Source organism: Streptomyces sp. NPDC126503 (assembly GCF_040302405.1).
Taxonomy (GTDB): Bacteria; Actinomycetota; Actinomycetes; order Streptomycetales; family Streptomycetaceae; genus Streptomyces; species Streptomyces gulbargensis.
This window is the reverse complement of record NZ_JBEORS010000007.1, coordinates 219,190-244,146: the sequence shown is the minus strand read 5'-3', so window position 1 is coordinate 244,146 and position 24,957 is coordinate 219,190. Positions and strand designations below refer to the sequence as shown.

At 72.9% G+C, this 24,957-nt stretch carries 16 protein-coding genes and 1 pseudogene; 7 read left to right on the top strand and 10 right to left on the bottom strand.

Annotated elements, in window-relative coordinates; translation table 11 throughout:
- Nucleotide 1: 1 nt before the first annotated feature.
- From ABTY40_RS12545 to ABTY40_RS12510, 7 genes and pseudogenes are all read right to left on the bottom strand, one after another.
- Nucleotides 2–715: a nucleotidyltransferase family protein gene (locus tag ABTY40_RS12545; RefSeq protein WP_352059511.1), complete on the bottom strand. Its 714-nt coding sequence runs from the start codon at nucleotides 713–715 to the stop codon at nucleotides 2–4.
- A gap of 61 nt (nucleotides 716–776) precedes the next feature.
- A complete protein-coding gene (locus ABTY40_RS12540; RefSeq protein WP_345277494.1) occupies nucleotides 777–1,778 on the bottom strand; it encodes a GDP-mannose 4,6-dehydratase in 1,002 nt (333 codons plus the stop codon).
- Between the two features lie 59 nt (nucleotides 1,779–1,837).
- A complete protein-coding gene (locus tag ABTY40_RS12535) occupies nucleotides 1,838–3,247 on the bottom strand; it encodes a hypothetical protein (RefSeq protein WP_352059510.1) in 1,410 nt (469 codons plus the stop codon).
- Nucleotides 3,244–4,764, bottom strand: a complete 1,521-nt coding sequence (gene pelF / locus ABTY40_RS12530) for a GT4 family glycosyltransferase PelF (protein ID WP_352059509.1) — start codon at nucleotides 4,762–4,764, stop codon at nucleotides 3,244–3,246. Before pelF ends, ABTY40_RS12535 begins: the two co-directional genes overlap by 4 nt.
- Before the next feature lie 93 nt (nucleotides 4,765–4,857).
- Entirely contained in the window at nucleotides 4,858–6,996 is a 2,139-nt protein-coding gene (locus ABTY40_RS12525; protein ID WP_352059508.1) for a hypothetical protein, read from the bottom strand.
- A gap of 397 nt (nucleotides 6,997–7,393) precedes the next feature.
- Nucleotides 7,394–7,921, bottom strand: a complete 528-nt coding sequence (locus ABTY40_RS12520; protein WP_352059507.1) for a hypothetical protein — start codon at nucleotides 7,919–7,921, stop codon at nucleotides 7,394–7,396.
- A 370-nt stretch (nucleotides 7,922–8,291) separates the two neighbouring features.
- A pseudogene (locus tag ABTY40_RS12510) lies at nucleotides 8,292–10,456 on the bottom strand (glycoside hydrolase family 9 protein).
- A 773-nt stretch (nucleotides 10,457–11,229) separates the two neighbouring features.
- Between ABTY40_RS12510 and ABTY40_RS12505 the strand changes: the two are divergent.
- The 5 genes from ABTY40_RS12505 to ABTY40_RS12485 all read left to right on the top strand — a co-directional run bounded on the left by ABTY40_RS12505 (nucleotide 11,230) and on the right by ABTY40_RS12485 (nucleotide 17,156).
- Nucleotides 11,230–12,231 carry an ABC transporter substrate-binding protein gene (locus ABTY40_RS12505; protein WP_352059506.1) on the top strand — a complete coding sequence of 334 codons (1,002 nt, stop codon included), beginning with the start codon at nucleotides 11,230–11,232 and terminating at the stop codon, nucleotides 12,229–12,231.
- A gap of 66 nt (nucleotides 12,232–12,297) precedes the next feature.
- Nucleotides 12,298–13,866 (top strand): sugar ABC transporter ATP-binding protein, encoded by a 1,569-nt coding sequence (locus tag ABTY40_RS12500; RefSeq protein WP_352059505.1) that lies wholly within the window; start codon nucleotides 12,298–12,300, stop codon nucleotides 13,864–13,866.
- A complete protein-coding gene (locus tag ABTY40_RS12495; RefSeq protein ID WP_352059504.1) occupies nucleotides 13,863–14,978 on the top strand; it encodes an ABC transporter permease in 1,116 nt (371 codons plus the stop codon). The genes ABTY40_RS12500 and ABTY40_RS12495 overlap by 4 nt, the downstream gene beginning before the upstream one ends.
- Complete coding sequence (gene yjfF / locus ABTY40_RS12490; RefSeq protein WP_352059503.1) at nucleotides 14,975–15,982, top strand: galactofuranose ABC transporter, permease protein YjfF; 1,008 nt, start codon at nucleotides 14,975–14,977, stop codon at nucleotides 15,980–15,982. Before ABTY40_RS12495 ends, yjfF begins: the two co-directional genes overlap by 4 nt.
- 181 nt (nucleotides 15,983–16,163) lie before the next feature.
- Complete coding sequence (locus tag ABTY40_RS12485) at nucleotides 16,164–17,156, top strand: aldose epimerase family protein (RefSeq protein WP_352059502.1); 993 nt, start codon at nucleotides 16,164–16,166, stop codon at nucleotides 17,154–17,156.
- 77 nt (nucleotides 17,157–17,233) lie between these two features.
- Here ABTY40_RS12485 and mmsB read toward each other — a convergent pair whose 3' ends face one another.
- The 3 genes from mmsB to chvE all read right to left on the bottom strand — a co-directional run bounded on the left by mmsB (nucleotide 17,234) and on the right by chvE (nucleotide 21,218).
- Nucleotides 17,234–18,478: a multiple monosaccharide ABC transporter permease gene (gene mmsB, locus ABTY40_RS12480; RefSeq protein ID WP_352059501.1), complete on the bottom strand. Its 1,245-nt coding sequence runs from the start codon at nucleotides 18,476–18,478 to the stop codon at nucleotides 17,234–17,236.
- Entirely contained in the window at nucleotides 18,475–20,046 is a 1,572-nt protein-coding gene (gene mmsA, locus ABTY40_RS12475; RefSeq protein ID WP_352059549.1) for a multiple monosaccharide ABC transporter ATP-binding protein, read from the bottom strand. The genes mmsB and mmsA overlap by 4 nt, the downstream gene beginning before the upstream one ends.
- Before the next feature lie 62 nt (nucleotides 20,047–20,108).
- The gene (chvE, locus tag ABTY40_RS12470; RefSeq protein ID WP_352059500.1) at nucleotides 20,109–21,218 is read right to left on the bottom strand and encodes a multiple monosaccharide ABC transporter substrate-binding protein; all 1,110 of its coding nucleotides are present in this window, start codon (nucleotides 21,216–21,218) and stop codon (nucleotides 20,109–20,111) included.
- A gap of 226 nt (nucleotides 21,219–21,444) precedes the next feature.
- Between chvE and ABTY40_RS12465 the strand changes: the two genes are divergently transcribed.
- Both ABTY40_RS12465 and araB read left to right on the top strand, forming a co-directional pair.
- Nucleotides 21,445–22,491 carry a LacI family DNA-binding transcriptional regulator gene (locus ABTY40_RS12465; protein ID WP_352059499.1) on the top strand — a complete coding sequence of 349 codons (1,047 nt, stop codon included), beginning with the start codon at nucleotides 21,445–21,447 and terminating at the stop codon, nucleotides 22,489–22,491.
- Nucleotides 22,492–23,230: 739 nt separating this feature from the next.
- On the top strand, nucleotides 23,231–24,937 hold the full coding sequence (gene araB, locus ABTY40_RS12460; RefSeq protein WP_352059498.1) for a ribulokinase: 1,707 nt from the start codon (nucleotides 23,231–23,233) through the stop codon (nucleotides 24,935–24,937).
- Nucleotides 24,938–24,957 lie beyond the last annotated feature (20 nt).

Below are 24,957 nucleotides of genomic sequence, written 5' to 3'. Positions count from 1 at the left end.
CTCAGGCTCCCTTGAGCAGCAGGGACTTGCGACTGGTGAACTCGGCGTTCGCCCGGTCGTAGTCGTCGGGGCGGCCGATGTCCAGCCAGTAGCCGTCGAAATCGTAGGCGTGCGGCGGGGTGTGCGCGGCGAGCAGGTCGAGCACCAGCTCGTCGAAACCGAGCGGCAGCCCGGGGGTGTAGGCGTCGAGGGTGGAGAGGGAGACGCCGTAGACGCCCATCGACACCCGGTAGTCGATGCTGGGCTTCTCGGTGAAGGCGACCACGCGGCTGTCGGCCGTGGTGAGGACCCCGAAGTCGATGTGCACCTTGCGGGCGTAGGTGGCGATGGTGAGCGGCGCCGCCGAACGCCGGTGCTGCCGCAGGACGTCCGCGTAGTCGAGATCGGTGAGGACGTCCCCGTTCATGACCAGGAAGTGTTCCGGCAGCCGGTCCCGCAGGTTGAGCAGCGGGCCCATCGTGCCGAGCGGGCTCTCCTCCGTGGCGTAGTCGATGCTCAGGCCCCACTGCGAGCCGTCGCCGACGTAGGCGCGGATGATCTCGCCGAGGTGGCCGATGGCGAGGGTGCAGTGGGTGAAGCCGGCCGTGGACAGCTGCCGCAGCACGATCTCCAGGATGGCGTGCTCGTCACCGATCGGGACGAGCGGCTTGGGAAGGGCGGTGGTGTACGGCCGCAGCCGCACGCCCTTTCCTCCGGCCAGGATCACAGCGTGCATGGCATTCCTCCTGCGGGGTGCGTGCCGGTGGAGCGGATGGCGAGGCGGTGGTGACGGGACGTCAGATGTTGTAGATGCCGGTCTTGTAACGGGCCAGATGGGCCGGGTCGGTGAACCACTCGGCGGTCCGGGCCAGGCCCTCCTCCAGGGAGTGGCCCGGCCGCCAGCCGGTGGCCTCGGTCAGCCGGGTCGCGTCCGCGACCAGCCGCATCACCTCGGAGGCGGCGGGCCGCAGCCGCGCGGGGTCCTCGCGGACGTCCAGCGGCGCGTCCATCACCTTGCCGATGAGCGCGACCAGGTCGCCCACGGAGATCTCGCCGCCCGTCCCGGCGTTGAAGGTGCGGCCCACGACCCGCTCCGCGGCGGCCGTGCCCACGGCGAGGAACGCCCGGGCGGTGTCCTCGACGAAGGTGAAGTCCCGGGTCGGGCGCAGGTCTCCGAGGGTCAGGGTGCGCTCCCCGGCGGCGATCTGTCCGATGACGGTGGGGATCACCGCCCGCATCGACTGGCGCGGCCCGAAGGTGTTGAACGGACGCAGGGTGACCACCGGCGTGCCGAAGCTGGCGTGGTAGCTGTCGGCGAGCCGGTCGCCGCCCGCCTTCGAAGCGGCGTACGGAGACTGGGTGTTGATCGGATGGTCCTCGGTGATGGGAACCGTCCGCGCCGTGCCGTAGGTCTCGCTGGTCGAGGTGTGCACCAGCCGGGGGGTGCCGAGGGCGCGCACCGCCTCCAGGACGTTGAGCGTGCCCGTGACGTTGGTGTCCACGTAGCTGTGCGGCGCCTGGTACGAGTACGGGATCGCGATCAGCGCGGCCAGGTGGTAGGCGCAGTCGGCGCCTTCGAGCAGGCCGCGCACGGAGCCGGGGTCGCGGACGTCGCCCAGGACGATCTCCACCTGGTCCAGGACGTCGGGGGCGAGGGTCTCCAGCCAGCCGTAGGAGGAGAAGGAGTTGTACTGGGCCATGGCCCGCACCCGGTGACCCGAGGCGACGAGCGCCTCGGTGAGGTGCGAGCCGATGAAGCCCTCGGCTCCGGTGACGGCGGCGAGCGGGGCGGAGGTCATGGGCGGGGTCCTTTCGGGACGGGGACGGCGGAAGGGGGCGGCCGGGCGGCCGGAGCGGGTCAGACGTGCGGGGACGGCCGGCCCAGGACGGTGACGGTGAGGGCGACGAGGCAGACCGTGGCCGGACCGCAGACCGCCGGCAGGAGCGCGGCCGGGCCGGGCGGCCCCGTCGTCCAGGCGACCGCCCCGGCGACCGAGGCGGCGGCGAGGCAGACGAGCGCCGGCGGCCACGCCACGCCGAACGCCTGGAGCAGGAGCGCCGTCCACAGCACCGCCGCCAGGGCCGCCAGGGCCACCGGATCCGAGCCGGTCAGCAGCGCCGCCGGCAGCAGCGGCAGCAGGTAGCCGCCGAGGCAGACGGCGAGGACGCCGGAGGAGCGGAGCAGGAACGCGCCGGGCGAGGCGGTGGCGCGAAGGGCGCCCACGGACCAGCCCCGGTAGCGGTGGAGCAGCCACTCCGCCGGGCCCATGCTGAGCGTCAGCAGGACGACCGCGTACGGCTCCTGGCGGCCAAGCAGCATCGTGAGCACGGCCGCGGCGAGACCGAAGAGGCCGTACGGCACCGAGGCCCGCAGCCGGGGCCGGGGGCCGCCACCGGGTGCGGCGGGCGCGGCGAGGCAGCCGGAGAGGACCCTCGCCGCCGCCGCGAGCGTCAGCAGGAGCGCCAGCAGCGGCAGGACCAGCCGGATCAGGGCGCCCGGCTCCCACCAGGGGAGCACGGCGGCCCCGCCGATCAGCGGCGTGAGGGCGAGGAGCAGCAACCGCTCCCGGCCGAGGACCAGCAGCACTCCGGCGCCCGCCAGGTAGAGCGACTGGGCCGCCGCCACGGCCGTGACCGGGCCGCCTCCGGCGGGCACGGCGGCCAGCCCGGTCGCCACGGCCGCGCCGAGCGCGGAGCCGGCCAGCAGGGTGCGCCCGGCCTCGCGCCGCCCGGCGACGAGCCGGAGGTGGGCTCGGTGGCCGAGCCCCTGCCCCCACGCCCAGGAGACGGCGCCCGCCACCATGAGGACGGGGGCGTGCCCGCCCACGCTCCACAGCGGAGCGGTCAGGAGGTAGGCGAGGGCGGGCAGGGCGAACAGCAGCCCGCGCAGCAGGCACCGCAGGGTGTCGGGGCGCCAGGGGTCGGGCCCGGCGGGCGGTTCGGGGAAGGTCCGGGGCACGCGCGCGTGGAGCGCGGCCGCCAGGGAGAACAACGACGGGTGGCCGTACCGCTCTTTGATCACGGTGGCGGAGAGGCCGTCCGCCTCCAGGAGCGCGGCGACCTCGTAGGGGTGGACGGCCGGGCCGATCCGGTCGGCGAGTTCGGCGGCGAGCGCGCTGACCGCCTCCTCGTCGGGACCCCCTCCGGGCAGGCGGATCGTCAGGGTGGGGGAGTCGGGCAGACGCCGGCGAGGGCGGGGCGCGGCGAGCCGGATGGCCAGCGTGTCCTGCTCGGTGCCGCCGGGTTCCAGGGACATCGGACCGCTCATCCGGCGAGGCTCCCGGTGCCGGTGACCGCGGGGGCGGACAGGACGACACGGGCGGGGAGGGCCTCCGCCGAGCTCCGTCCGTCGGCGAGTTCGTGGTAGATGGCGCGGAAGGTGTCGATGGTCTGCCGGAGGGTGAACTGCTCGATCACCCGCAGGCGGGCGGCCTCCCCCATGGCCTTGCGGCGTCCGGCGTCGGCGAGTAGTTCGAGCGCGGCCGCCGCCATCGCCTCGGGGTCGCGCGGCGGGACCACGAGACCGGTGTCCCCGACGGCCTCCCGGACCCCTCCGACGTCCGTGGAGACGGTCGCCCGACCGCAGGACATCGCCTCGATCAGGGTGAACGGGAAGCCTTCGCTGATGCTGGACAGCATCACCACGTTGCCGGCCGCGTAGGCGTCGCGGATGTCGTCGACCCGGCCCTCGAAGGTCACGGCCTCCGCGTGGCCGAGCGAGGCGGCGAGCGCCTCGCAGCGCTCCCGGTAGGACTCCCCGCCGCGCGGGGTGCCGCCGAAGAGGCGCAGGCGGGCGGTGGGCAGCCGGTCGCGGACGAGGGCGAAGGCGCGGATGAGCGTCTCCAGGTCCTTGATGGGGTCCACCCGGCCGGCCCAGCTGAGGGTGAGGGCGTCCGGCTCGGGACCGGCGGGCGGGAAGGCCGCCGGGTCGACGCCGTTGTAGACGGTGCGGATGGCCGCCGGGTCGGCGCCGCCCTCCTCCTCCCACAGCCGGTTGTAGCGGTTGCCGGGGGTGATGAGGGCCGCCCGCCGGTAGCTCTCCTGCGCGAGCAGCCGGAAGAAGCCGAGGATCACGGCCTTGACGGGCCAGCGGTAGGGGGCCGTGCGGTAGCCGAGGTAGCGCTCGCGCAGGTAGACCCCGTGCTCCGTCAGGAGCAGCGGGACGCCGTGGCGTTCGAGCGCGGCGAGCCCGGGCAGCACGGCGACGCCGCCGCTGACGGCGTGCGCGACCCCCTCGGTCGGCGGCGGGGCGGCCAGCGGGCGCAGGGCGTGCTCCAGGAGGCCGGTGGCGGTGAGGGCGTCGTGCACGGTCGGCCCTGCCTCGCGGACGGCGAGCCCGGGCCGCCGCCAGACGGAGGTGAGGACGGATATCGCCGTGTCGCCGCGGAGGAAGGGACCGAGCAGCCCGTCGGCGGCGGCCCGCGCCAGGCCGTGCAGGGCCGGGCCGAAGTGGTGCTCGGCGGCCGGGTCGAGCAGCGCCTCCAGGAACGTCTCGTACGTGGCGGCGAGCCGCTTGCGGGACCGGCCGCGCGGCGCGTGGCCCGCCGGGGGCTCGCCCCACATCGGGACGGACAGGACGTCGCCGACGTTCCGGGGCAGCTCCCACGCCAGGGGCTCCCGGCCGGTGCCGGTCACGGCGACGACGTCGAACCGGATGTCCGGCATCCCGGTGACGAGCTGGTCGCACCAGACGCTCACCCCGCCGTGGCTGTGCGGGTACGTGCCTTCGGTGAGGAGGGTGACGCGCGGGGCGCCGGCGCGCCGGGCGCCCTGGGGTATGTGCATGGGTGTGTGCTCCACGGCCGTGGTGGGGGTGGTGGCGCCGGTCCCGGCCGGCTCGCGGTGCGCCGTGGCCGGCCGGGACGTGGGGTGGTGCGGTCAGCCGCCGGCGCCGGGCGGGACCGGGGCGGTGACGCCCTCGGGGACCCGCGCGGGGGGCGCGGGGGCCGGGACGGGGGCCGGGGCGGTGACGTCCGGGCCGTTGTCCGGGGCCGCCGCGGTCGCGGGGAGCGCCAGGCCGAGCGGGACCGTGCCGAGGGCGGTCCAGCCGGAGCGGGTGCCCGCGTACGCCTCGCCGAAGGCGGCGCCGGCCCGCAGCGTGCCCTCCGGCATGGTGGCTGGGACGTCCAGGCCGGCGGGGCCCTCGACGGTGACCGTGGTACCGACGCGGTAGGCGGTGACCCGCCCGTCCCGGACGGCCGTCCGCCAGGCCTCGCGCCGCTGGAGCTCCCGCCCGATGTCCCGCATCCGCAGGTTGACGACGGGGGCCGCCGGGGTGAACAGGGCTTCGTAGGAGTCGAGCACGCCGTCGAGGACGGGGTAGGCGATGCGGTCCTCGGCGAGGTTCGACTGGTGGATGAAGTGCGGCTTCGGGTCGTTGGCGAGGACGTGTCCGAGCGCGATCCGCCGCTCCACCGGCACGATGTGGCCGGCGTACCCGGTGGCCGGGTCGAGCGGGGCCGGCAGGCAGGTGGTGGTGGCCGGGTTGTCCTCGCAGATGCCGCTGCCGCCCTGGGCGCGGCTGGTGTAGATCCAGTTGTACTCGTCGACCTGCTCGGCCGCCCGGCCCGCGTTGTAGAAGACGTTCATCGGGTAACGCGGGACGGTGGTGGCCGGACCGACCCGCCGCTGGCCGCCGCTCTCCCGGGAGTTGTCCGAGGCGAGCCAGACGACACGGTTGTCGGCCAGGGCGGGGCCCAGGTAAGGGTTGTCGGCGGGCTGCTGCGGCAGGACGCGCAGCCCGGAGTGCTCACCGGTGACGAGTTCGCCGTTGTCCAGGGGGAGCCCGGCGACCTGGCCCCAGACGCGGTTGATCGCGATCTCGTCGGAGACGTCCGTGCGGCTCACCCACTTCACGGAGCCGTCCGGGTTCGTGGCGCACCGCCAGGGCACGACGCTGGTGTCCTGCTCGCAGCCGAGGAAGGCGTGCGTGTAGGTGTGGTTGATCCAGCGGAACTCGTCGCGCCGGGCGAGGAACCGGTCGGCGAGCGGGTCGGCCCCGCCGTTGTCCTCACGGTGGTCGACGCTGCCCGCGCCGTTGTACGCCATGTCGAGGGTGAAGCCGCGCGCGGCCTGCCAGTCGGCCGCGTGGTCGACGTCGGCCGGCGTCATCCGGATCGGGTCCGGGGTCGCGTTCGGGTCGGTGCAGTCGACGTCGCCGGGGGTGCAGTTGAGCGCCGCGTTCCAGCGGTCGTCGGCGGCGAAGACGTCGTCGACGTGCACGGCGAAGTAGTTGCGGGAGGCGCCCAGGTGCACGCCGCCGGTCATCCACTCCACGATGCCGCGGGCCAGCAGCCGGTACTGCTGCTGGTAGCGGTTGTAGACGAAGGTGACGACGAGCTCACGCCGGCCGTCGTGGCGGTACTCGCCGACCAGCGAACCCCGCCTGGTGGTGCCGGGGATCGTCGCCTGGACGTACGGGGTGAAGTCCGCCCCGGTGACCGGGGACGACAGGTAGGCGTAACTCTCGCCGACGGTGGGCGAATTGTCCTCGAAGGGCACCGCCCCGTCCAGATAGCCGAAGGGGCCGGCGCGGCCCGCGGCGGTGACCTGGGCGGTCGCCCCGTCGAGGCTGCCGGAGTAGCCGCCGTACACCGGATACTGGAGTCCCGCCTCGGGCCGGGCGTAGGTGTAGGCGTCCACCTGGGGAATGCCGTAGGTCCGCTCGTACGAGGCGAGCGCCGCCATCTCGGGCGAGTTCGCCGGGAACGGGTTGTCGTTCGGCAGGACGACCGCCTGGAACCTGGCCCGCGGCCGCCCGTCGGTGGTGTCCGCGAGGTAGCCGGCGTCGATCACCGGGCGATCGGCGCGGGTGAGGTCGATCTCCGTGTACGGCGTGCCGGCGACGTCCAGTTCGGCGGCGATGGCCTCGGTGGCGGGGCCGCCGTCGGTGACGACCAGGACCCGCAGGTCCACGCGCCGTTCCGGTGCGGCCGCGCGGGCCGCCGTCCCCGGCAGGACGAGGCCGGCCAGTAACGCCCCCGTGGCGAGCAAGGTGGTGCCTGATATCCGCTTCATGCGGTGGGTGTCCCCTCCTGGAGCACAGGGGTGGGCATGGCTCCGCGGAGCGGACGCACCCCCTCGTGCGACGCCGGCATCCCCCTCGAAGGCCGGTCGTGCACGCGTCCGTCGCGTCAAATGGTGAGGTATCTGTGGAGCTTTCGTGGTCGTGCTGCTCAACCTGGCGGAAAATCGCGGTCCGGCCCTGGCGTCCGCACGCCATCCGGGCCGGCCTTGACGGGGTCCCGGATGCGCCAGGAGCCGGCCGTCCGGGGTCCTCCCGGCCAGGCGGAGCGGGAAAGAGTTCCACCGGCGGGCCCGGGGGGCCGCCGGTGGAACAGTCAGAGGTCCAGACCGGTCGGACGAACGGTCCTTGGCCGGATTACGGACCCGTACCGGCCCGGAGCCGGCGCCGTCAGGCGCAGAGGACGCGGGTTTCCGGGGTGTAGACCGGGCCGCCGCTGACGTTCGAGGTGTCGCTGAACTCGGCGTAGAAGTACGAGTAGAAGCCGATGTTGCCGTTGCAGCCGGAGTCGGCGGCGACCTGGAGGGTCAGGGTGACGGTGCGGCTCTGGCCGGGCGGGATGGTGGCCCCGTAGTTGGCGCCCAGGTCGGCCGGTCCGGTGCCGGAGCAGGAGCTGCTGCCGCTCGGGCCGGTCAGGGTACAGCCGGTGAACGCGTACTTGAGGTCCGGGCGCTGGTTGGTGAGCCAGGTCGGGTCGATGGTCTGGTAGACGAACCAGATGTCGTAGGTCTTGTTGTTGGTGAGCGTCATCGACAGCTCCACGGAGCCGCCCGGGGTGGTCGTGGGGGCGCTGGTGCTGAACGTCAGCTGGGCGGGGGCCGGGGTGGCCGCGCTCGCGGACGGGGCCAGACCGAACAGGGTCAGGCAGAGGGCGAGGACGGCGGTGAGCCCGAGGCGCCGCGTGAGGAGTGATCGCATGGCCCGGGAGGCTAGGCAGCGCGGCGACCCGCCGTCTTCCCCGCCGGGAGCCCTCCGAGAGAACGACGGCCGAAAGTGCGTATCCGGTGAAGGGTGCGCGGAGGAATCGTGAAGCCCCGGCCCGGGGCGGTGTTCCCGCACGCCACGGGCCCCGGGCCGCCCCCACCGCCGGCCGGATGCGGCGGGGCGGGCCGGGAGTTCCCCCGCGCGCGCTATTGGCCTGTACGCATCGGACCACGTCGGGGCGGCAGCCCGCCACACCCCCTGCCCATCGGCGCCTCCCGGCCACCCCGGCGCGATTCCGCCCGCGAGCGGCCCGCGCCGGCCGGGCCCGGGCGGAGTCCTCCGCCCGGGCCCGGCACGGCGGCGGTCAGGCGCAGGCGTTTCCGTTGAGGGTGAAGGCCGTGGGAGAGGGGTTCGTGCCGCTGGAGGTCCCCTGTACCCCGAAACTCGCGGTCGCTCCGGGGGCGAGGGTCCGGTTCCAGTCCGTGTTGCGGGCGCTGACGGAGCTGCCGTTCTGGGTGACGGTCGCGTTCCAGGAGCTTGTGACGCGCTGGCCGCCCGGGTACGTCCAGGCCAGCTGCCACCCCTCCACGGCCGTCGTGCCGGTGTTCCTGACGGTGACTCCGGCGGTGAAGCCGGTGTTCCAGACGTTCTCCACCCGGTAGGTCACCGCGCAGGAGGCGGCCGGCGGTTCACCGCCGGAGGAGGTCCGCTCGGCGGCGTAGGCGGCGAGCCAGGCCAGCGGGGCGTTCCAGTTGATCGCCACTTCGTTGGTCGAGTACGAGTCGACGTGGTCGATGTAGCAGGCCGCGGGGGCGCAGCCGGCGAGCTTCTCCAGGGCCACCGGGTCCTGGAGCCCGCTGTTGGGACCGCCCGCGAGCGAACCGGCCGGCGGCCGGGGCAGCGACGGGTCCAGCTGGTGCGCCCAGAAGCGGTGGTGCTGGTTCTGCGAGGACGCCTCGCCGTGGCCCGTGACGTAGGACAGCCCCAGGGCGTTGCGGCCCAGCAGGTAGTCCATGCTTTCCAGGGCGCCGGCGCGGTAGCGCGCGTCGCCCGTCAGCTCCCCGGCGACGGCCATGACGATCGCGTCGTTGGCGACCTCACCGTTCGAGCCCAGAAATACCCGTCCGCGGGGACGGGGACGGCGTACCCCTGGGCGGCCATCCTGGACAGGTAGCCGTCGGCCGCGGCGGTCACCGAGGAGCGGATCCGGGCGACGTCGGCCGCGGGCAGCCCGGTCGGCACGGTGGCCAGCACGAGCCGGCCGAGCGCGGCGGTGTCGGCCCAGCCGAATCCGTAGGGACTGAAGGCGTCGGCGGAGGTGTGCCAGGGCGAGGAGGTGACCGCGTCCCGGTAGACGCCCTCGCCGGTCGCCGCGTACAGCTCGGCGGCGGCCCAGTAGAACTCGTCGGTGACCCGCGTGTCCCCGTAGGCCCCGCCGCCCGTGCTGTCGGAATCCGGCGCGTACACCGCGGGGTTGGCCCTCGCGGCGCTCCACGCCTGGCGGGCGGCCGACAGGCAGCGGTCGGCGTAGGCGGAGTCGTACGGCCGGAAGACCCGGGCGCACTGCGCGGCGGCCGCCGCGAGGTTGAGGGTCGCCGCCGTGGACGGGCGGTGCAGTTCACGCGGCTGGGGATCCTGTTCGGGACGCATCGGCATGCCGGTCCAGGCCGCGTCGTGGATCTTGTGGAACGCCATGCCCGCGTACGGCTTGCCCTCGGGCACCTGCATCCGCATCAGGAAGTCGAGCTCCCACCGCGCCTCGTCGAGGACGTCGGGCACGCCGTTCCCGCGCTCGGGGACGCGGAGGGTGGAGTCGCCCAGCGCCGCCTCCTTGCCGGCCCGGTCGGCCCGCTCGAAGGAGTTGACGACCAGCCAGGCGGACAGGCCGCCGTTGACCACGTACTTGCCGTGGTCGCCGGCGTCGTACCAGCCGCCCCTGACGTCCCGGGTGTAGTCGCACACGCCTGCCTGGCAGGGGACGGAGGTGTCGCCCTTGTTGGGGGCGACACCGAGGTGTCCGGCCGGGCGCGCGTGGGCGGAACCCACGAGGGAGGCGTCGATCGCGATGCCGCTGCGCTGGTGGTGGAAGAACGCCATCGAGTCGGAGCGCAGCGTGTCGTAGAGGTTCGCCCGGATGTCGAAGGGAACGCTGCTGCTGCCGTCCACGGTCAGGACGTATCCGGTGCCCGTCTCCCGGTGGGAGGAGAAGTCGGCCACCTGGAGGGCCTGCCCGGACGGGGCGTCCGCGCCGCGCGGGACGGTCGGACCGGAGGCGACCACCGTCCCGGCCGCGTTCCGCAACTGCCAGCCGAGCGCCTGCGTCGCCGTGGTGACGACGGTGGCGCGCTTGGGCCCGTCGGGCAGGTAGCCGACCTGGTTGACGCGTACGGCCGTGGTCGCCGCCACCGCCGCGGACGTGCCCGCGGTGGCGGGCGCGGTCGTGAGACCGCCGAGGACGAGCGCGCCGGTCAGGAGCGCGGCGGAGAGGCGGAGGGGGCGGCGGAGTAACGGGGGCGCGGTGGGGGACATGTGCGGCTCCTTCGGGAGGGGGGAGTGGCCCGGTCTCGCGGGTCCTGTGCCGGGGAGACGCGGGTCCCACCGGCGGTCGGTCCCCGCCCGGGTGCACGGGGCGGAAGAGGCGCGGATCGCCGCTCCCGGCCCGGGGGTTGGCGGAGCGGACGGGCACGCCGTCGCCGGGGCCCGGCGAGGACGCGCCGGACGGCGCTCCTGGCCGCCGGTGCCCCGGAGCGGACGCTGTGGGAGCGCTCCCAAGGAGGGGAGCGTGGAACGGGGGTCGGGGATCCGGAGCGCAGAGTAGTGACGCCCCGCCGCCACCGTCAACGGCCCGCGCGACGGCGGAAAGGGGGGGCGAATCCGCCGGTGCGGCGTCCGGCCCGGCGCAAGTGTTAACGCTCACAACAATCGGTTCGATCTTTCCTGTTCGGCTTACCGCGCCGCAGGAGCGGGCCGTGTCGTGGCCCCGCATCGACGAGGGCCACCACCTCCCTTCAGGAGGTCAAGGCGCCCCCGCTGCCCGCATGGTCACCGGACTTCAGAGGTCTTGCCCACCCCGGCGCGCACCCACTCCCGCGCATCAAGAACCGGTAAGGGCCGTCCCAGCCCTTGAGTTACGACTCTGTTAGCGCTCACAATGTCTCGCGTTCGCCGGATCACCGGTCACCCGGGGGCCGACGCCTCGCCGTCTCCGCCCGGTCCCACCCCGCCGCGCAGCCACGCCTTCACCGGGCCCGTCTCTTCAGGGCTCCGCCTGGTACGACGCACGTCCCGAGAGGAACCACGACATGGCCCACAGAGCCCTCCGCGTCATCGCCGCCGCCGTCCTGGCCGGCGGTGTGCTCACCGCCTGCACCACCGAGCCCGCCGCCACCGGCACCACCGGCGGTACCGGCAAGGGCTCCTCCGACGGCAAGCTGGTGCTCGGGTTCGCTCAGGTCGGAGCCGAGAGCGGCTGGCGCACCGCCAACACCACCTCCGTACGGGAGGCGGCCGGCAAGGCCGGCATCACGCTGAAGTTCTCCGACGCGCAGCAGAAGCAGGAGAACCAGATCAAGGCGATCCGGACCTTCATCCAGCAGAAGGTGGACGTCATCGCCTTCTCCCCGGTGGTGGAGTCCGGCTGGGACACCGTCCTGAAGGAGGCCAGGAACGCCGGCATCCCGGTGATCCTCACCGACCGCGCGGTCGACTCGCAGGACACCTCCCTCTACCGGACCTTCCTCGGCTCCGACTTCGTCAAGGAGGGGCAGGAGGCCGGGAAGTGGCTCCTGAAGGAGTACGAGGGGACCTCCGGGCCGGTCAACATCGTCGAGCTCCAGGGCACCACCGGCTCCGCCCCCGCCAACGACCGCAGGGCCGGCTTCGCCGACGTCGTCAAGGGCGACCCCAAGTTCAAGGTCGTCGCCTCCCAGACCGGGGACTTCACCCGCGCCAAGGGCAAGGAGGTCATGCAGGCCTTCCTCAAGTCCCACCAGGACATCGACGTCCTCTACGCCCACAACGACGACATGGCCCTGGGCGCCATCCAGGCCATCGAGGAGGCCGGCAAGAAGCCCGGCACCGACATCAAGGTGATCTCCGTCGACGGCATCAAGGACGCCTTCGTCGCCATGCGGGACAAGAAGATCAACGTGGTGGTCGAGTGCAACCCGCTCCTCGGGGACCAGCTGATGGAACTCGTCAAGAAGGTCGCGGCGGGGGAGACCGTCCCGCGGCGGGTCGAGGTCGAGGAGGGCGTCTTCACCCAGGACCAGGCCGCGGCCGCCCTCCCCGGCCGCCAGTACTGACCCCCCGCCCGCACCGGACCGGCGGCGGCCCCCGCGCCGCCCCGGTCCCCCAGGAGAGGAGGGCGGATGGCAGCCCCACCCACCCCTCGCACCTCACCCACCCCGACCGAGCGGCCCGTCCTCGAAGCCCGCGGCATCCGCAAGGTCTTCCCCGGAGTCCTCGCCCTCGACGGCGTGGACCTCCGCCTCTTCCCCGGCGAGGTCCACGCCCTGATGGGCGAGAACGGCGCCGGCAAGTCGACCCTCATCAAGGTGCTCACGGGGGTCCACCCGCCCGACGCCGGAACGGTCCGCGTCGACGGCGGCCGCCAGCGGTTCACCGAACCACTGGAGGCCCAGCACGCCGGCATCAGCACGGTCTACCAGGAGGTGAACCTGTGCCCCAACCTCTCGGTCGCCGAGAACATCCTCATCGGCCGTGAGCCCCGGCGCCTGGGCCTCGTCCACTGGTCGGCCCTGCACCGGCGCGCGGCACAGCTCGTCACCGAGCTGGACCTCGACCTCGACGTCCGCCTGCCGCTGAGCGCGTACTCCCTCGCCGTCCAGCAACTCGTCGCGATCGTACGGGCGGTGGACATCCGGGCGAAGGTCCTCGTCCTGGACGAGCCGACCTCAAGCCTCGACCGGGACGAAGTCGCCCAGCTGTTCGCGCTGGTGCGCCGCCTCCGCGACCGGGGCGTCGCGATCCTCTTCGTCACCCACTTCCTCGACCAGGTCTTCGACCTGTGCGACCGGGTGACCGTGCTGCGCAACGGGCGCCTGGAGGGTGAGTACCGCATCGACGAGCTGACCCCGGTGACCCTGGTGCACCGCATGGTCGGCAGCGAGCTGCGCACCCTCGACGAACTGGCCGAGACGTCCCACACCACCACCGCGGCCGGCCGCGAACCCGCCGCGGACACCCCCTTCCTGAGCGCCCGCGGGCTCGCCCGGACCGGATCCGTCCAGCCGTACGACCTGGACATCCACCGCGGTGAGGTCATCGGCCTCGCCGGGCTCCTCGGATCCGGACGCACCGAGGCGGCCCGGCTGCTCTTCGGCGCCGACCACGCCGACGGGGGCGAGCTGCGGATCGACGGCGAACCCGCCGTCCTGCGCTCGCCGCGCGCCGCGATCGCCCGCAAGATCGCCTTCTGCTCGGAGAACCGCAAGGCGGAGGGCCTGATCGGCGAACTGACGGTGCGCGAGAACATCGTGCTCGCCCTCCAGGCCGCACGGGGCTGGACCCGGCCCCTCTCCCGCGCCCGGCAGGACGAGATCGCCGCCCGGTGGATCGAGGTCCTGGACATCCGCCCGGCCGCCCCCGAGGCGCAGGTCCGCAACCTCAGCGGGGGCAACCAGCAGAAGGTCCTGCTCGCCCGGTGGCTGCTCACCGACCCCCGGCTGCTGATCCTGGACGAACCCACCCGGGGCATCGACATCGGCGCCAAGACGGAGATCCAGAAACTCGTCACCCGGCTGGCCGCGGAGGGCACCGCGGTCCTCTTCATCTCCGCCGAACTCGAGGAAGTGCTGCGGCTGAGCCACCGGATCGGCGTCCTGCGCGACCACCGGCTCGTCGCGACCCTCCCCAACGACACGACCCTGACGCCCGACCGCATCCTGGGCGCCATCGCCACCGGAGCCACCTCATGACACCACCCGACGACACCGGCGCCGGGGTGCGTCCGGCCCGGGCGCCCGGCGCCCGGCGGCTCACCGAGCACCGCCTGTTCTGGCCCGCCGCCGTCCTGGCCGCCCTGCTCCTGGGGAACGTCGCGCTCACCCACGACTTCCTCGCCGTCCGTGTCCAGAACGGGCACCTGTACGGCAGCCTGATCGACATCCTCCAGTTCGGCGCCCCACTGATCCTCGTGTCGCTCGGCATGACGCTCGTCATCGCCACCCGGGGCATCGACCTCTCCGTCGGCTCGACGGTCGCCATCGCCGGCGCCCTGGCGTGCGAGCACATCGCCACCGCTCAGGACCCCGGAAGCCTGTCCACCGTGATCACGGCGATCGCGGTGGCGGTCGGCGTGGCCGCCGCCATCGGACTGCTGAACGGCTTCCTCGTCGCCCGGCTCGGCGTCCAGCCCATCGTCGCCACACTGGTCCTCATGGTCGCCGGACGCGGCGTGGCCCAGCTGATCACCGACGGCCAGATCATCAGCGTGTCCAGCGGCGCCTACAAGATGATCGGCGGCGGCTACTGGCTCACCCTGCCCTTCGCCGTCCTCCTCGCCGCCGTCCTCGTCGCCGTCACCTCCCTCGTCACCCGGCGGACCGCGCTCGGCATGCTCATCGAATCGGTGGGCGGCAACCCGGTCGCCAGCCGGCTCGTCGGCATCCGGGCGACCGGGCTCCTGGTCATGGTCTACGTCGTCAGCGCCGTGTGCGCCGCGGTGGCCGGACTGATGATCAGCTCCAACGTGTCCAGCGCCGACGGCAACAACGCGGGCCTGTGGATCGAGCTGGACGCGATTCTCGCCGTGGTCATCGGCGGCACCGCCCTCACGGGCGGCCGTTTCTCCCTCGGCGGGACGGTCCTGGGAGCACTGATCATCCAGACCCTCTCGACCACGATCTACACCCTCGGCGTCCCTCCGGAGACCACGCTCGTCTTCAAGGCCCTGGTGGTCGTCGTCGTCTGTCTCGTCCAGTCGCCCACGTTCCGCGCGCGGCTGTCGCGCCGTCGCCGCCCGGCCGCCCCCGACCCGGTCCCCGCGGCCGGCGACAGCGCGGCCCGCCGGCAGGAGGTCCACCCGTGAGTACCACCCTCAGCTCCCTCACCGATCCCCTCCACCGGTTCTCGGTACGGCACGCCTCCCGCCTGCCGCTGATGGTGACGGCCACCCTGCTGGTCGCCATGTTCTCGATCGGCTCCCTGCGGTACGAGGGCTTCTTCTCCGCGCAGGTCCTGCTCAACGTCCTGATCGACAACGGCTTCCTGCTCGTCGTGGCGATCGGCATGACCTTTGTCGTCCTCACCGGCGGGATCGACCTGTCCGTCGGCTCCATGGTGGCCCTGTCCACCATGCTGACGGCCTGGCTCGTCGAACAGAACGGCCTGCCGCTCGCCCTGGCGGTGCCCGTGGTCCTGCTGGTGGGCGCGGGAGGCGGCGCCCTCATGGGCTGGGTGATCCACGCCTTCGAGATCCAGCCCTTCATCGTCACCCTCGCGGGCATGTTCCTCGCCCGCGGCCTCTGCTACATGATCAGCACCGAGTCCCTCTCGATCACCGACCCGACGACCACCCGGATCGCCCAGACCCGGGTGCTCCTGCCCGGGGGCCTGTTCGTCTCACCCGCCGTGGTCATCGCCCTGGTCGTGCTGGTGCTCGCCTTCGTCGTCCTGCACCACACCCGCTTCGGCCGCACCGTCTACGCCCTGGGCGGCAACGAGTCCTCGGCCCGTCTCATGGGCCTGCCCGTGGGACGTACCAAGGTGGCGGTGTACGCCGTGAGCGGTCTGTGCTCCGCCCTCGGCGGCCTGCTCCTGACCTTCTACATGCTGTCCGGCTACGCCCTGCACGCCGTCGGCCTGGAGCTCGACGCCATCGCGGCCGCCGTCATCGGAGGCACGCTGCTGACCGGGGGCTCCGGCTTCGTCCTGGGCACCGCGCTGGGCGTGACGGTCCTCGGCCTGATCCAGACCGTCATCAGCTTCCAGGGCACGCTCAGCTCGTGGTGGACCCGCATCGTCATCGGCGGCCTGCTGTTCGTCTTCATCCTCCTCCAGCGGCTCTTCGGCGGATCACGCGCGGCGCGCTGACCCCCGGCCAGGCGCGGCCCCCGGGCCGTCCCCTCCTCACGACCACGCCGGCGGAAGGGGGTGCGGGAGCACCGCCCCTTCCGCCGGCGCCCTGCGGACAAGGAACCCCCATGCACCCGTCCCCACCCCCCTTCACCGGAGGTCCACCGGTCCGCCACCCCGGCGGGGACTCCGGGGACCGATGGATCTTCGGCTTTCCGGTGGCCTCACGGCCGAGGTCCACACCCGCGGCGCCCGCCTCCACGGGCTGTGGGTGCCGGACCGGTACGGCACCCCGGCGGACGTCGTCCTCGCCCCCCGCGACCCCGCCCTGACGGCCACGGACGCCCGGTACTTCGGCGCCACCGTCGGCCGCTACGCCAACCGCATCGCGCGAGGCCGGTTCTCCCTGGACGGGAGGCCGTACCGGCTGACCACCCAGGAGGACGGCCACTGCCTGCACGGCGGCACCGACGGCTTCGACACCCGGCTCTGGGAAGCCGAGAGCGTGCACACCCCGGAGCGGACCGGCGTGCTCCTGCGCCTCCGCAGCCCGGACGGTGACCAGGGGTTCCCCGGAAATCTGGACGTCACCGTCGCCATGCTCATCGGCCGCCACGACGAACTCGCCTTCTCCTACACGGCGTCCACCGACGCGCCCACCCTGGTCAACCTGACCAACCACGCCTACTTCAACCTCGACGGCGAGGGCGCCGGCGACGTCCTCGGGCACGCACTCGCCGTCGACGCCTCCCTCTACACACCCGTCGACGGCGAGCTCATTCCCCGCGGGGACCACCGCCCCGTCTCCGGCACCCCGTTCGACCTCCGCCGGCCGGTCCGGCTCGCCGAGGCCCTGGCCCGCGTGCCCGGCGGATACGACCACAACTTCGTCCTGCGCCCGCACGGCGGCGGGACACCGCGCCGGGCCGCGGTCCTCCACGCGCCGGCCACCGGCCGCCGCATGGAGGTGCTGACCACGGAGCCCGGCCTCCAGGTCTACACGGCGGGGCAGTTCGGCGGAACGGTCCTCGGCAAGAGCGGTACGCCCTACCGGACGGGCGCCGGCATCGCCCTGGAGACCCAGCACTTCCCCGACTCCCCGAACCGCCCCGGCGACCCCTCCCCGGTGCTGCGCCCCGGCGAGGAGTACCGGTCGAGGACGGTCCTGCGGTTCACCACCCGCGACGGCTGACCGCGTACGCGCACCCGGACACGGCCGTGCCCGCCGGCGGAGGAACCGGCGGGCACAGCCACATCTGCGCGGTGGCGTCAGACGCCCGCCCTTCGCTTGTTCCACACGTCGAAGCCGACCGCCGCGAGCAGCACGAGGCCCTTGATGACCTGCTGCCAGTCGGTGCCCACCCCGACGAGGTTCATGCCGTTGTTGAGCACCCCCAGGACCAGCCCGCCGATGATGGCCCCCAGGACCGTCCCGACGCCGCCGCTCATGGACGCCCCGCCGATGAACGCGGCGGCGATGGCCTCGAGTTCGAAGTTCACACCGGCCTTCGGCGAGGCCGCGTTGAAGCGGGCGGCGAAGACGAGTCCGGCGAGCGCCGCCAGCATGCCCATGTTGAGGAAGACCGCGAAGGTGACCTTCCTGTCCTTGACCCCGGACAGCTTCGCGGCGGGCAGGTTCCCGCCGATCGCGTACACGTGGCGGCCGATCACCGCGTTGCGCATCACGTAGCCGAAGCCGACCAGCAGCACGGCCAGGATCAGGAGGACGACGGGGGCGCCCTTGTAGCTGGCGAGCAGCAGGGTGGTGACGAGGACGGCCGCGACCAGCGCCGTCACCTTGAGCGCGAACAGACCCGTGGGAAGCGTCTCCAGGGCGAACTCCCGCTGGCGGCGGCGGTCCCGCACCTCCTGGAAGACCACGTACGCGATCAGTCCCAGGCCGAGGAGCAGGGTCAGGTTGTGGTAGTTGGTCTCCGGCCCCACCTCCGGCAGGAAGCCGTTGGCGATCTTCTGCAGCCCCTCGGGGAAGGGCCCGAGCGTCTGCCCCTTGAGGAAGATCTCCGTGAGCCCCCGGAAGAGCAGCATGCCGGCGAGGGTCACGATGAACGACGGTATGCCGACGTACGCGATGAAGAACCCCTGGAGCGCGCCGGCGACCGCTCCGAGGAGCAGGGTGACGAGCACCGCGACGGGCCAGGAGACCTGGTGCTCGACCATGAGCACCGCCCCGATGCCGCCCACCAGGGCCATCAGCGAGCCCACCGACAGATCGATGTGGCCGGAGATGATGACGATCATCATGCCGATGGCCAGGATGAGGATGTAGCTGTTCTGCAGCACCAGGTTGGAGACGTTGCGCGGCAGCAGGAGGTCGCCGCCCGTCCAGATCTGGAACAGGAGCACGATCAGGCCGAGCGCGAAGAGCATCCCGTACTGGCGCATGTTCCGCCGGACGCCGTCCAGGAGCACCCGGACGACCGGTGTCCCGGTGGACGGGGACCCGCTGCCCGGGGGCGCCGGGGTGATCGTGTTCGTGTCGGCTTCGGTGCTCATGCCTGGTGTCCTTCGCTGGGAACGGAGTCGGCGGTGACCGCCGGTGACGCGGGGGAGTCCTGTGTCATGTGCCGCATCAGCACCTCCTGGGTGGCGTCCTCGCGGGGGACCTCGCCGGTCAGCCGTCCGGCGGCCATGGTGTAGATGCGGTCGCACATGCCGAGCAGTTCGGGCAGCTCGGAGGAGATGAGGAGGATCGCCTTGCCCTCGGCGGCGAGCCGGTCGATCACGGTGTAGATCTCGAACTTGGCGCCGACGTCGACCCCGCGCGTGGGTTCGTCCAGGACCAGGACGTCCGGCCCGGCGAGGATCCACTTGCTGAGGACGACCTTCTGCTGGTTGCCGCCGGAGAGGCGACCGACCGGTTCGAGGACGTTCGGCGCCTTGATGTTCATGGTGCGCCGGAACCGCTCGGCCACCTTGCGCTCCTCGTGCCCGTTCACGATGCCGCGGCGGGCGAGGGTGCCGAGGGAGGCGAGCGAGATGTTCCGGCTCACGGAGTCCCCGAGGTCGAGCCCGTAGTGCTTGCGGTCCTCGGTGACGTACGCGATGCCGTGGGCGACCGCCTCGGGGACCGTACGGGTCCGGATCTCACGGCCCTCCTTGAGCACGGTGCCCCGCTCGTAGCGGCCGTACGATCGGCCGAAGACGCTCATGGCGAGCTCGGTCCGGCCGGCCCCCATGAGCCCCGCGACGCCGACGATCTCCCCGCGGCGGACCCGGAGCGACACCCCGTCGACGACCTTGCGGCCCCGGTCGAGCGGGTGACGCACCGTCCAGTCCCGGATCTCCAGGACCGGGGCGGCGTCGGCCGGGCCGTCGTACGGCGTGCGGTCGGGGAAACGACTGTCGAGGTCCCGGCCCACCATGCCCCGGATGATGCGCTCCTCGGTGGTGGCCGGATCCCGGACGTCGAGGGTCTCGATGGAGCGCCCGTCGCGCAGGATGGTGACGGAATCGGCGATCCCGGCGATCTCGTTCAGCTTGTGCGAGATGATGATCGACGTGATGCCCTGGCCCTTCAGCTCCCGCATCAGCCGCAGCAGCTTCGCGCTGTCCTCGTCGTTGAGCGCCGCGGTGGGCTCGTCGAGGATCAGCAGCCGGACGTCCTTCGCCAGCGCCTTCGCGATCTCCACGAGCTGCTGCTTGCCGACGCCGATGTCGGCGACCCGGGTCTCGGGGTGTTCGTCGAGACCGACGCGCCGGAGCAGCGCGGAGGCCCGGCGCAGCGCCTCGCGCCACTCGATGATCCCCCGGCGGGACGGTTCGTTGCCGAGGAAGATGTTCTCCGCGATCGACAGGTGGGGGACGAGCGCGAGCTCCTGGTGGATGATGACGATGCCGTGCTGCTCACTGGCCCTGATGTCCTTGAAACGGCACGGCTCGCCGTCGAAGAGGATCTCGCCCTCGTAGGTCCCGTGCGGGTGGACGCCGGAGAGGACCTTCATGAGCGTCGACTTCCCCGCTCCGTTCTCCCCGCACAGGGCGTGCACCTCGCCGCGACGCACGGAGAGGGTCACGTCGGAGAGCGCCCTGACGCCGGGGAAGGTCTTGACGATGGACCGCATCTCGAGGACGGGTCCGTCCGGGGACGGGACGGGGGCGGCCGGGGCGGGGGGTGCCACGGGGGTCACCGCAGCTCGCCGGCGTCGATGTAGCCGGAGTCGACCAGGACCTTGCGGTAGTTCGACCTGTCGACGCTGACCGGGTCGAGCAGGAAGGCCGGGACCACCTTCTCGCCGTTGTGGTAGGTGGAGTCGTCGTTGATCTCGGGCTTCTTGCCGGAGAGCACGGCGCTCACCATGTCGGCGGCGACCTGCGCGAGGGCCCGGGTGTCCTTGTACACGGTCTGCGTCTGCTGGCCCGCGATGATCGACTTCACGGACGCGACCTCGGCGTCCTGGCCGGTGACGACCGGCAGCGGCTTGGCGGCGCTCCCGTAGTCGTCGGACTTCAGGGCGGACAGGATGCCGATGGAGATGCCGTCGTAGGGGGAGAGCACCGCGTCGACCCGGGCCGTCGCGTAGGCGGAGGTCAGCAGGTCGTCCATGCGCTTCTGCGCCGTCCCGCCGTCCCAGCGCAGCGTGGTGACCTGGTTGAGCTGGGTCTGCCGGGAACGCACGACCAGCTGCTTCTTGTCGAGGTAGGGCTTCAGCACCTTCATGGCGCCGTTGAAGAAGTACTTGGTGTTGTTGTCGTCGTTGGACCCGGCGAACAGTTCGATGTTGAAGGGGCCCTTCTTGGCGCCGGTCTTCAGCCCCAGCTTCTCGACGATGTACGTGGCCTGGAGCTCGCCGACCTTCTCGTTGTCGAAGGAGGCGTAGTAGTCGACGTGGGGGGAGCCCAGGATGAGCCGGTCGTAGGAGATCACCGGAATGTCGGCGTCCGCCGCCTGCTGCAGGACGTTGGACAGCGCCTCGCCGTTGATGGCGGCCACGACGAGGGCGTCGACGCCCTGGGTGATCATGTTCTCGATCTGGGCGACCTGCTGGTCGGGGTCGTCCTCGCCGTACTGCAGGGTCGTGGAGAAACCGGCCTTCTCCAGGCTCGCGGTCATGTTCCGGCCGTCGGCGATCCACCTCTCGGAGGACTTGGTGGGCATGGCGATGCCGATGGTGAGGTCCTTCTTCTCCTTCGACTCCTGGCTGCCGCCCTCGCTGTTCTGTCCGCAGGCGGTCAGGAGCAGGGCGCAGCCGGTGGTCACGGCCAGGAGGGCGGATGCGGATCGGAACTTCTTCATGGGCGTTACCTGGCAATCCCGTCGTCGAGGGCGGCTCCGGCCGGGGCGGGCTCGACGGCAGCGCGGGTCCTCGCACCACCGGGACGGCACCGTTCCGGCTGGGTGGCCAGGGTGTCGGCACCCTGGTCGAGCTAGATTGTTAGCGCTCACAACAGCGTGATACAAGAGGCGCTAAGGTTTTTCTCGCATCGATACACAGCCGTGAGCGCGGAGAAGGGAGGCGAACGTGGCGCATCCTGCGGAAGACGTCCGCCCGCCGACGATGGCCGACGTCGCCCGGGAGGCGGGGGTCTCCCACCAGACCGTCTCCCGGGTGCTGAGCGGTCACCCCAACGTGCGCGCGGCCACCCGGGAGCAGGTCACCCTCGCCATCGAGCGGCTCGGCTACCGCCGCAACTCCGCCGCCCGCGCCCTGGTGACCCGCCGTACGAGGACACTGGGCGTCATCGCCGTCAACACCGCCCTGTACGGCCCCGCCAGCACGCTGACCGGCCTGGAGGAGGCAGCACGGGAGGAGGGCTACCTCGTCTCGACCGTGAGCCTGCGCACCGGAGAGGGGCAGGGCCTCAAGGACGCCATCGACCACCTCGCGGCCTGGGGGGTGGAGGGCGTCGTCGCCATCACCCCGCAGCGCTCGCACGTGCAGGCGCTCGCCGAACTGGACGCGCCCTTCCCCGTGGTCACCGTGGAAGGCGGTCACCAGCTCGACCTGCCCGGCGTCTCCCTCGACCAGGAACTCGGCGCCCGCATGGTCACCGAGCACCTCCTCGCCGCCGGGCACAGCAACGTGTGGCACGTGTCGGGCCCCGACGACTGGCTGGAGAGTGAGGCCCGGACCGCGGGATGGCGCGCCGTCCTGGAGGAGAGCGGCATCCGGCCGCCGCGCGTACTGACGGGCGACTGGAGCCCGCTGTCGGGGTACCGGGCGGGGCAGGAACTCGCGGGACTCGCCCTGGCCCGCCGCGGCGCGACCCCGGTCACGGCCGTCTTCGTCGCCAACGACCAGATGGCGCTCGGCGTCCTGCGGGCGCTGCGGGAGGGCGGGATCCGGACGCCCGGGCAGGTGGCCGTCGCCGGCTTCGACGACATCCCGGAGGCCGAGTACTTCCCTCCGCCGCTGACGACGGTCCGCCAGGACTTCGCCGCCATCGGCCGCCGGAGCATCGGGCTCCTCGTGGACCACATCGAGGGCCGCGCCCGGAAGGCCGAGCACCTCCTGGTGGAACCGCAGCTCATCATGCGCGCCAGTACGCGGCCACCGCACGAGTCCTGACCCGGCGGGCGTCTCCCGCCGCCGGCGCCCGTCGTCAAGCGCCCGCCGCTTGCCGTGCGGCGCCTCCGCTCCGGCGTCGGCTGCTTGTCGTCCGGTGCCTCCGCTCCGGCGTCGGCTGCTTCTCGTCCGGCGGTCGGCACGTGTCGTCCGGTGCCTTCGCTCCGGCGTCGGCCGCTTGCCGTACGGCGCCCGGCGGCCGGGACCGCCTTCTGCCCTCGGCCCCTGTCCTCCCGACGTCCCGCAGCTGTCGTCGGCGCTCGGTGCCGAGCGCCCGCCGCTTGCCGTCCGGGCGGCCGGCACCTGCCGTACGGCGTCCGGCGATCGGAACCGCCGCCTGGCCTCCGGAACCTGCCGTCCGGCGCCCCGGGACCGGCACCTGTCCTTCGGCGCCCGCTGCTGTCGCGCGGCGCCCGGCGACCGGGACCGGCTCCCCCCCGCCGCCCGCCCGCTGCCCGGCGGCGTCCGCGCGTCCGTCCACTCGGCGCCCCGGCGGGACCCGCGCCGCCGCCCGTTCCGCCCCGCCGACCGCTCCGGCCTCCCCGACCGTACCCGCACCGGGCCGGCCGGGGCGCGGGGTCCGCCCTCGGGCACCCGCGTGAGCGCTCACTTCGCCGCCCCACCGCACCCCGCCTGATGTTGGACAGAAGTGCCTCCAGCTCTTGTCCAAGTGAATTGTGAGCGTTAACAATCAGAGGGCTCCTCCGACCCGCCCCCTGCTCATGACGAGAGAGACGGCATCGTGACCCCACACGCCCTTTCCGGCCCCGCAGCCCCTCACCACCCCGAGGCCTGCACCATCGGCGTCGACTTCGGCACCCTCTCCGGGCGGGCCGTCGTGGTCAGGGTCCGGGACGGCGCCGAGCTCGGTTCGGCGGTCCACGCGTACCGCCACGCCGTCATCGAGGACACCCTTCCCACCACCGGGGCCCCGCTGCCCCCCGACTGGGCCCTGCAGCATCCCGAGGACTGGCGCGACGTCCTGCGCACCGCCGTTCCGGCGGCGCTCGCCGACGCCGGGGTCGACCCGGCCCGGGTCGTCGGCATCGCCACCGACTTCACGGCCTGCACGGTCCTGCCGACCACCCCGGACGGCACCCCGCTCGCCCTGACGCCCGAGTGGGCCGACCGCCCGCACGCCTGGCCCAAACTGTGGAAGCACCACGCCGCCCAGGAGCAGGCCGACCGGATCAACGCCCTCGCGCACGCCCACGGCGAGAAGTGGATCGGCCGGTACGGCGGGAAGATCTCCTCCGAGTGGCAGTACGCCAAGGCGCTGCAGGTCCTGGAGGAGGATCCCGCCGTCTACGCAGCCTGCGCCCGCTGGATCGAGGCGGCCGACTGGATCGTCTGGCAGCTCACCGGCACCGAGTCCCGCAACACCTGCACCGCCGGTTACAAGGGCATCCACCAGGACGGCTCCTACCCGTCGCCCGGATTCCTCGCCCGCCTCCACCCGGAGTTCGCCGACTTCCCCGCCACGCGCCTGGAGCACCCGCTGTCCCCCCTGGGCTCCCGGGCCGGCGGACTGAGCGGCCGGGCCGCGCGCTGGACCGGTCTTCCCGAAGGCATCGCCGTCGCCGTCGGCAACGTCGACGCCCACGTGGCCGCGCCCGCGGCGGGCGCCGTCGAGAACGGCCGGATGCTCGCCATCATGGGCACCTCCACCTGCCACATCCTCAACGGGGCCGTCCTCGCCGAGATCCCCGGCATCTGCGGGGTCGTCGACGGCGGCATCGTCGAGGGCGCCTACGGCTACGAGGCCGGCCAGAGCGCGGTCGGCGACATCTTCGCCTGGTGGCTCCGCCAGGGAGTCCCGGACCACTACCGCGCCGAGGCGGAGGCGGCGGGCGAGGACCTGCACTCGCTCCTGACCCGCAAGGCCGCCGCCCAGCGGGTCGGCGCACACGGCCTGGTCGCCCTGGACTGGATGAACGGCAACCGCTCCCCCCTGGTCGACCACCACCTCTCCGGGGTCGTCGCCGGACTCACCCTCGACACCCGGCCCGAAGACGTCTACCGGGCCCTGCTCGAATCCACCGCCTACGGCACCCGGTTGATCGTCGAGGCCTTCGAGGCCGGCGGAATCCCCGTCGAGGAGTTCATCGTGACCGGCGGACTGAAGAAGAACGCGCTGCTCATGCAGATCTACGCCGACGTGCTCCGCCGACCCGTCTCCGTCGGCACGTCCGAACAGGGGCCGGCGCTCGGCTCGGCCATCCACGCCGCCGTCGCCGCGGGCGCCTACCCCGACGTCCGCTCCGCCGCCTCGGTCATGGGCGGCGTCCGGCGCCACGCGTACGTGCCCGACCCCGCACGGGCGGACACCTACGACGCGCTGTTCGGCGAGTACCGCACCCTGCACGAGCACTTCGGCACCGGCCCCGACCTCCTCCTGCACCGCCTGCGTCGGATCCGCAACACCGCACGCGTCACCACCGGCGGCTGACCGGGGCACTGCGCCCCGCC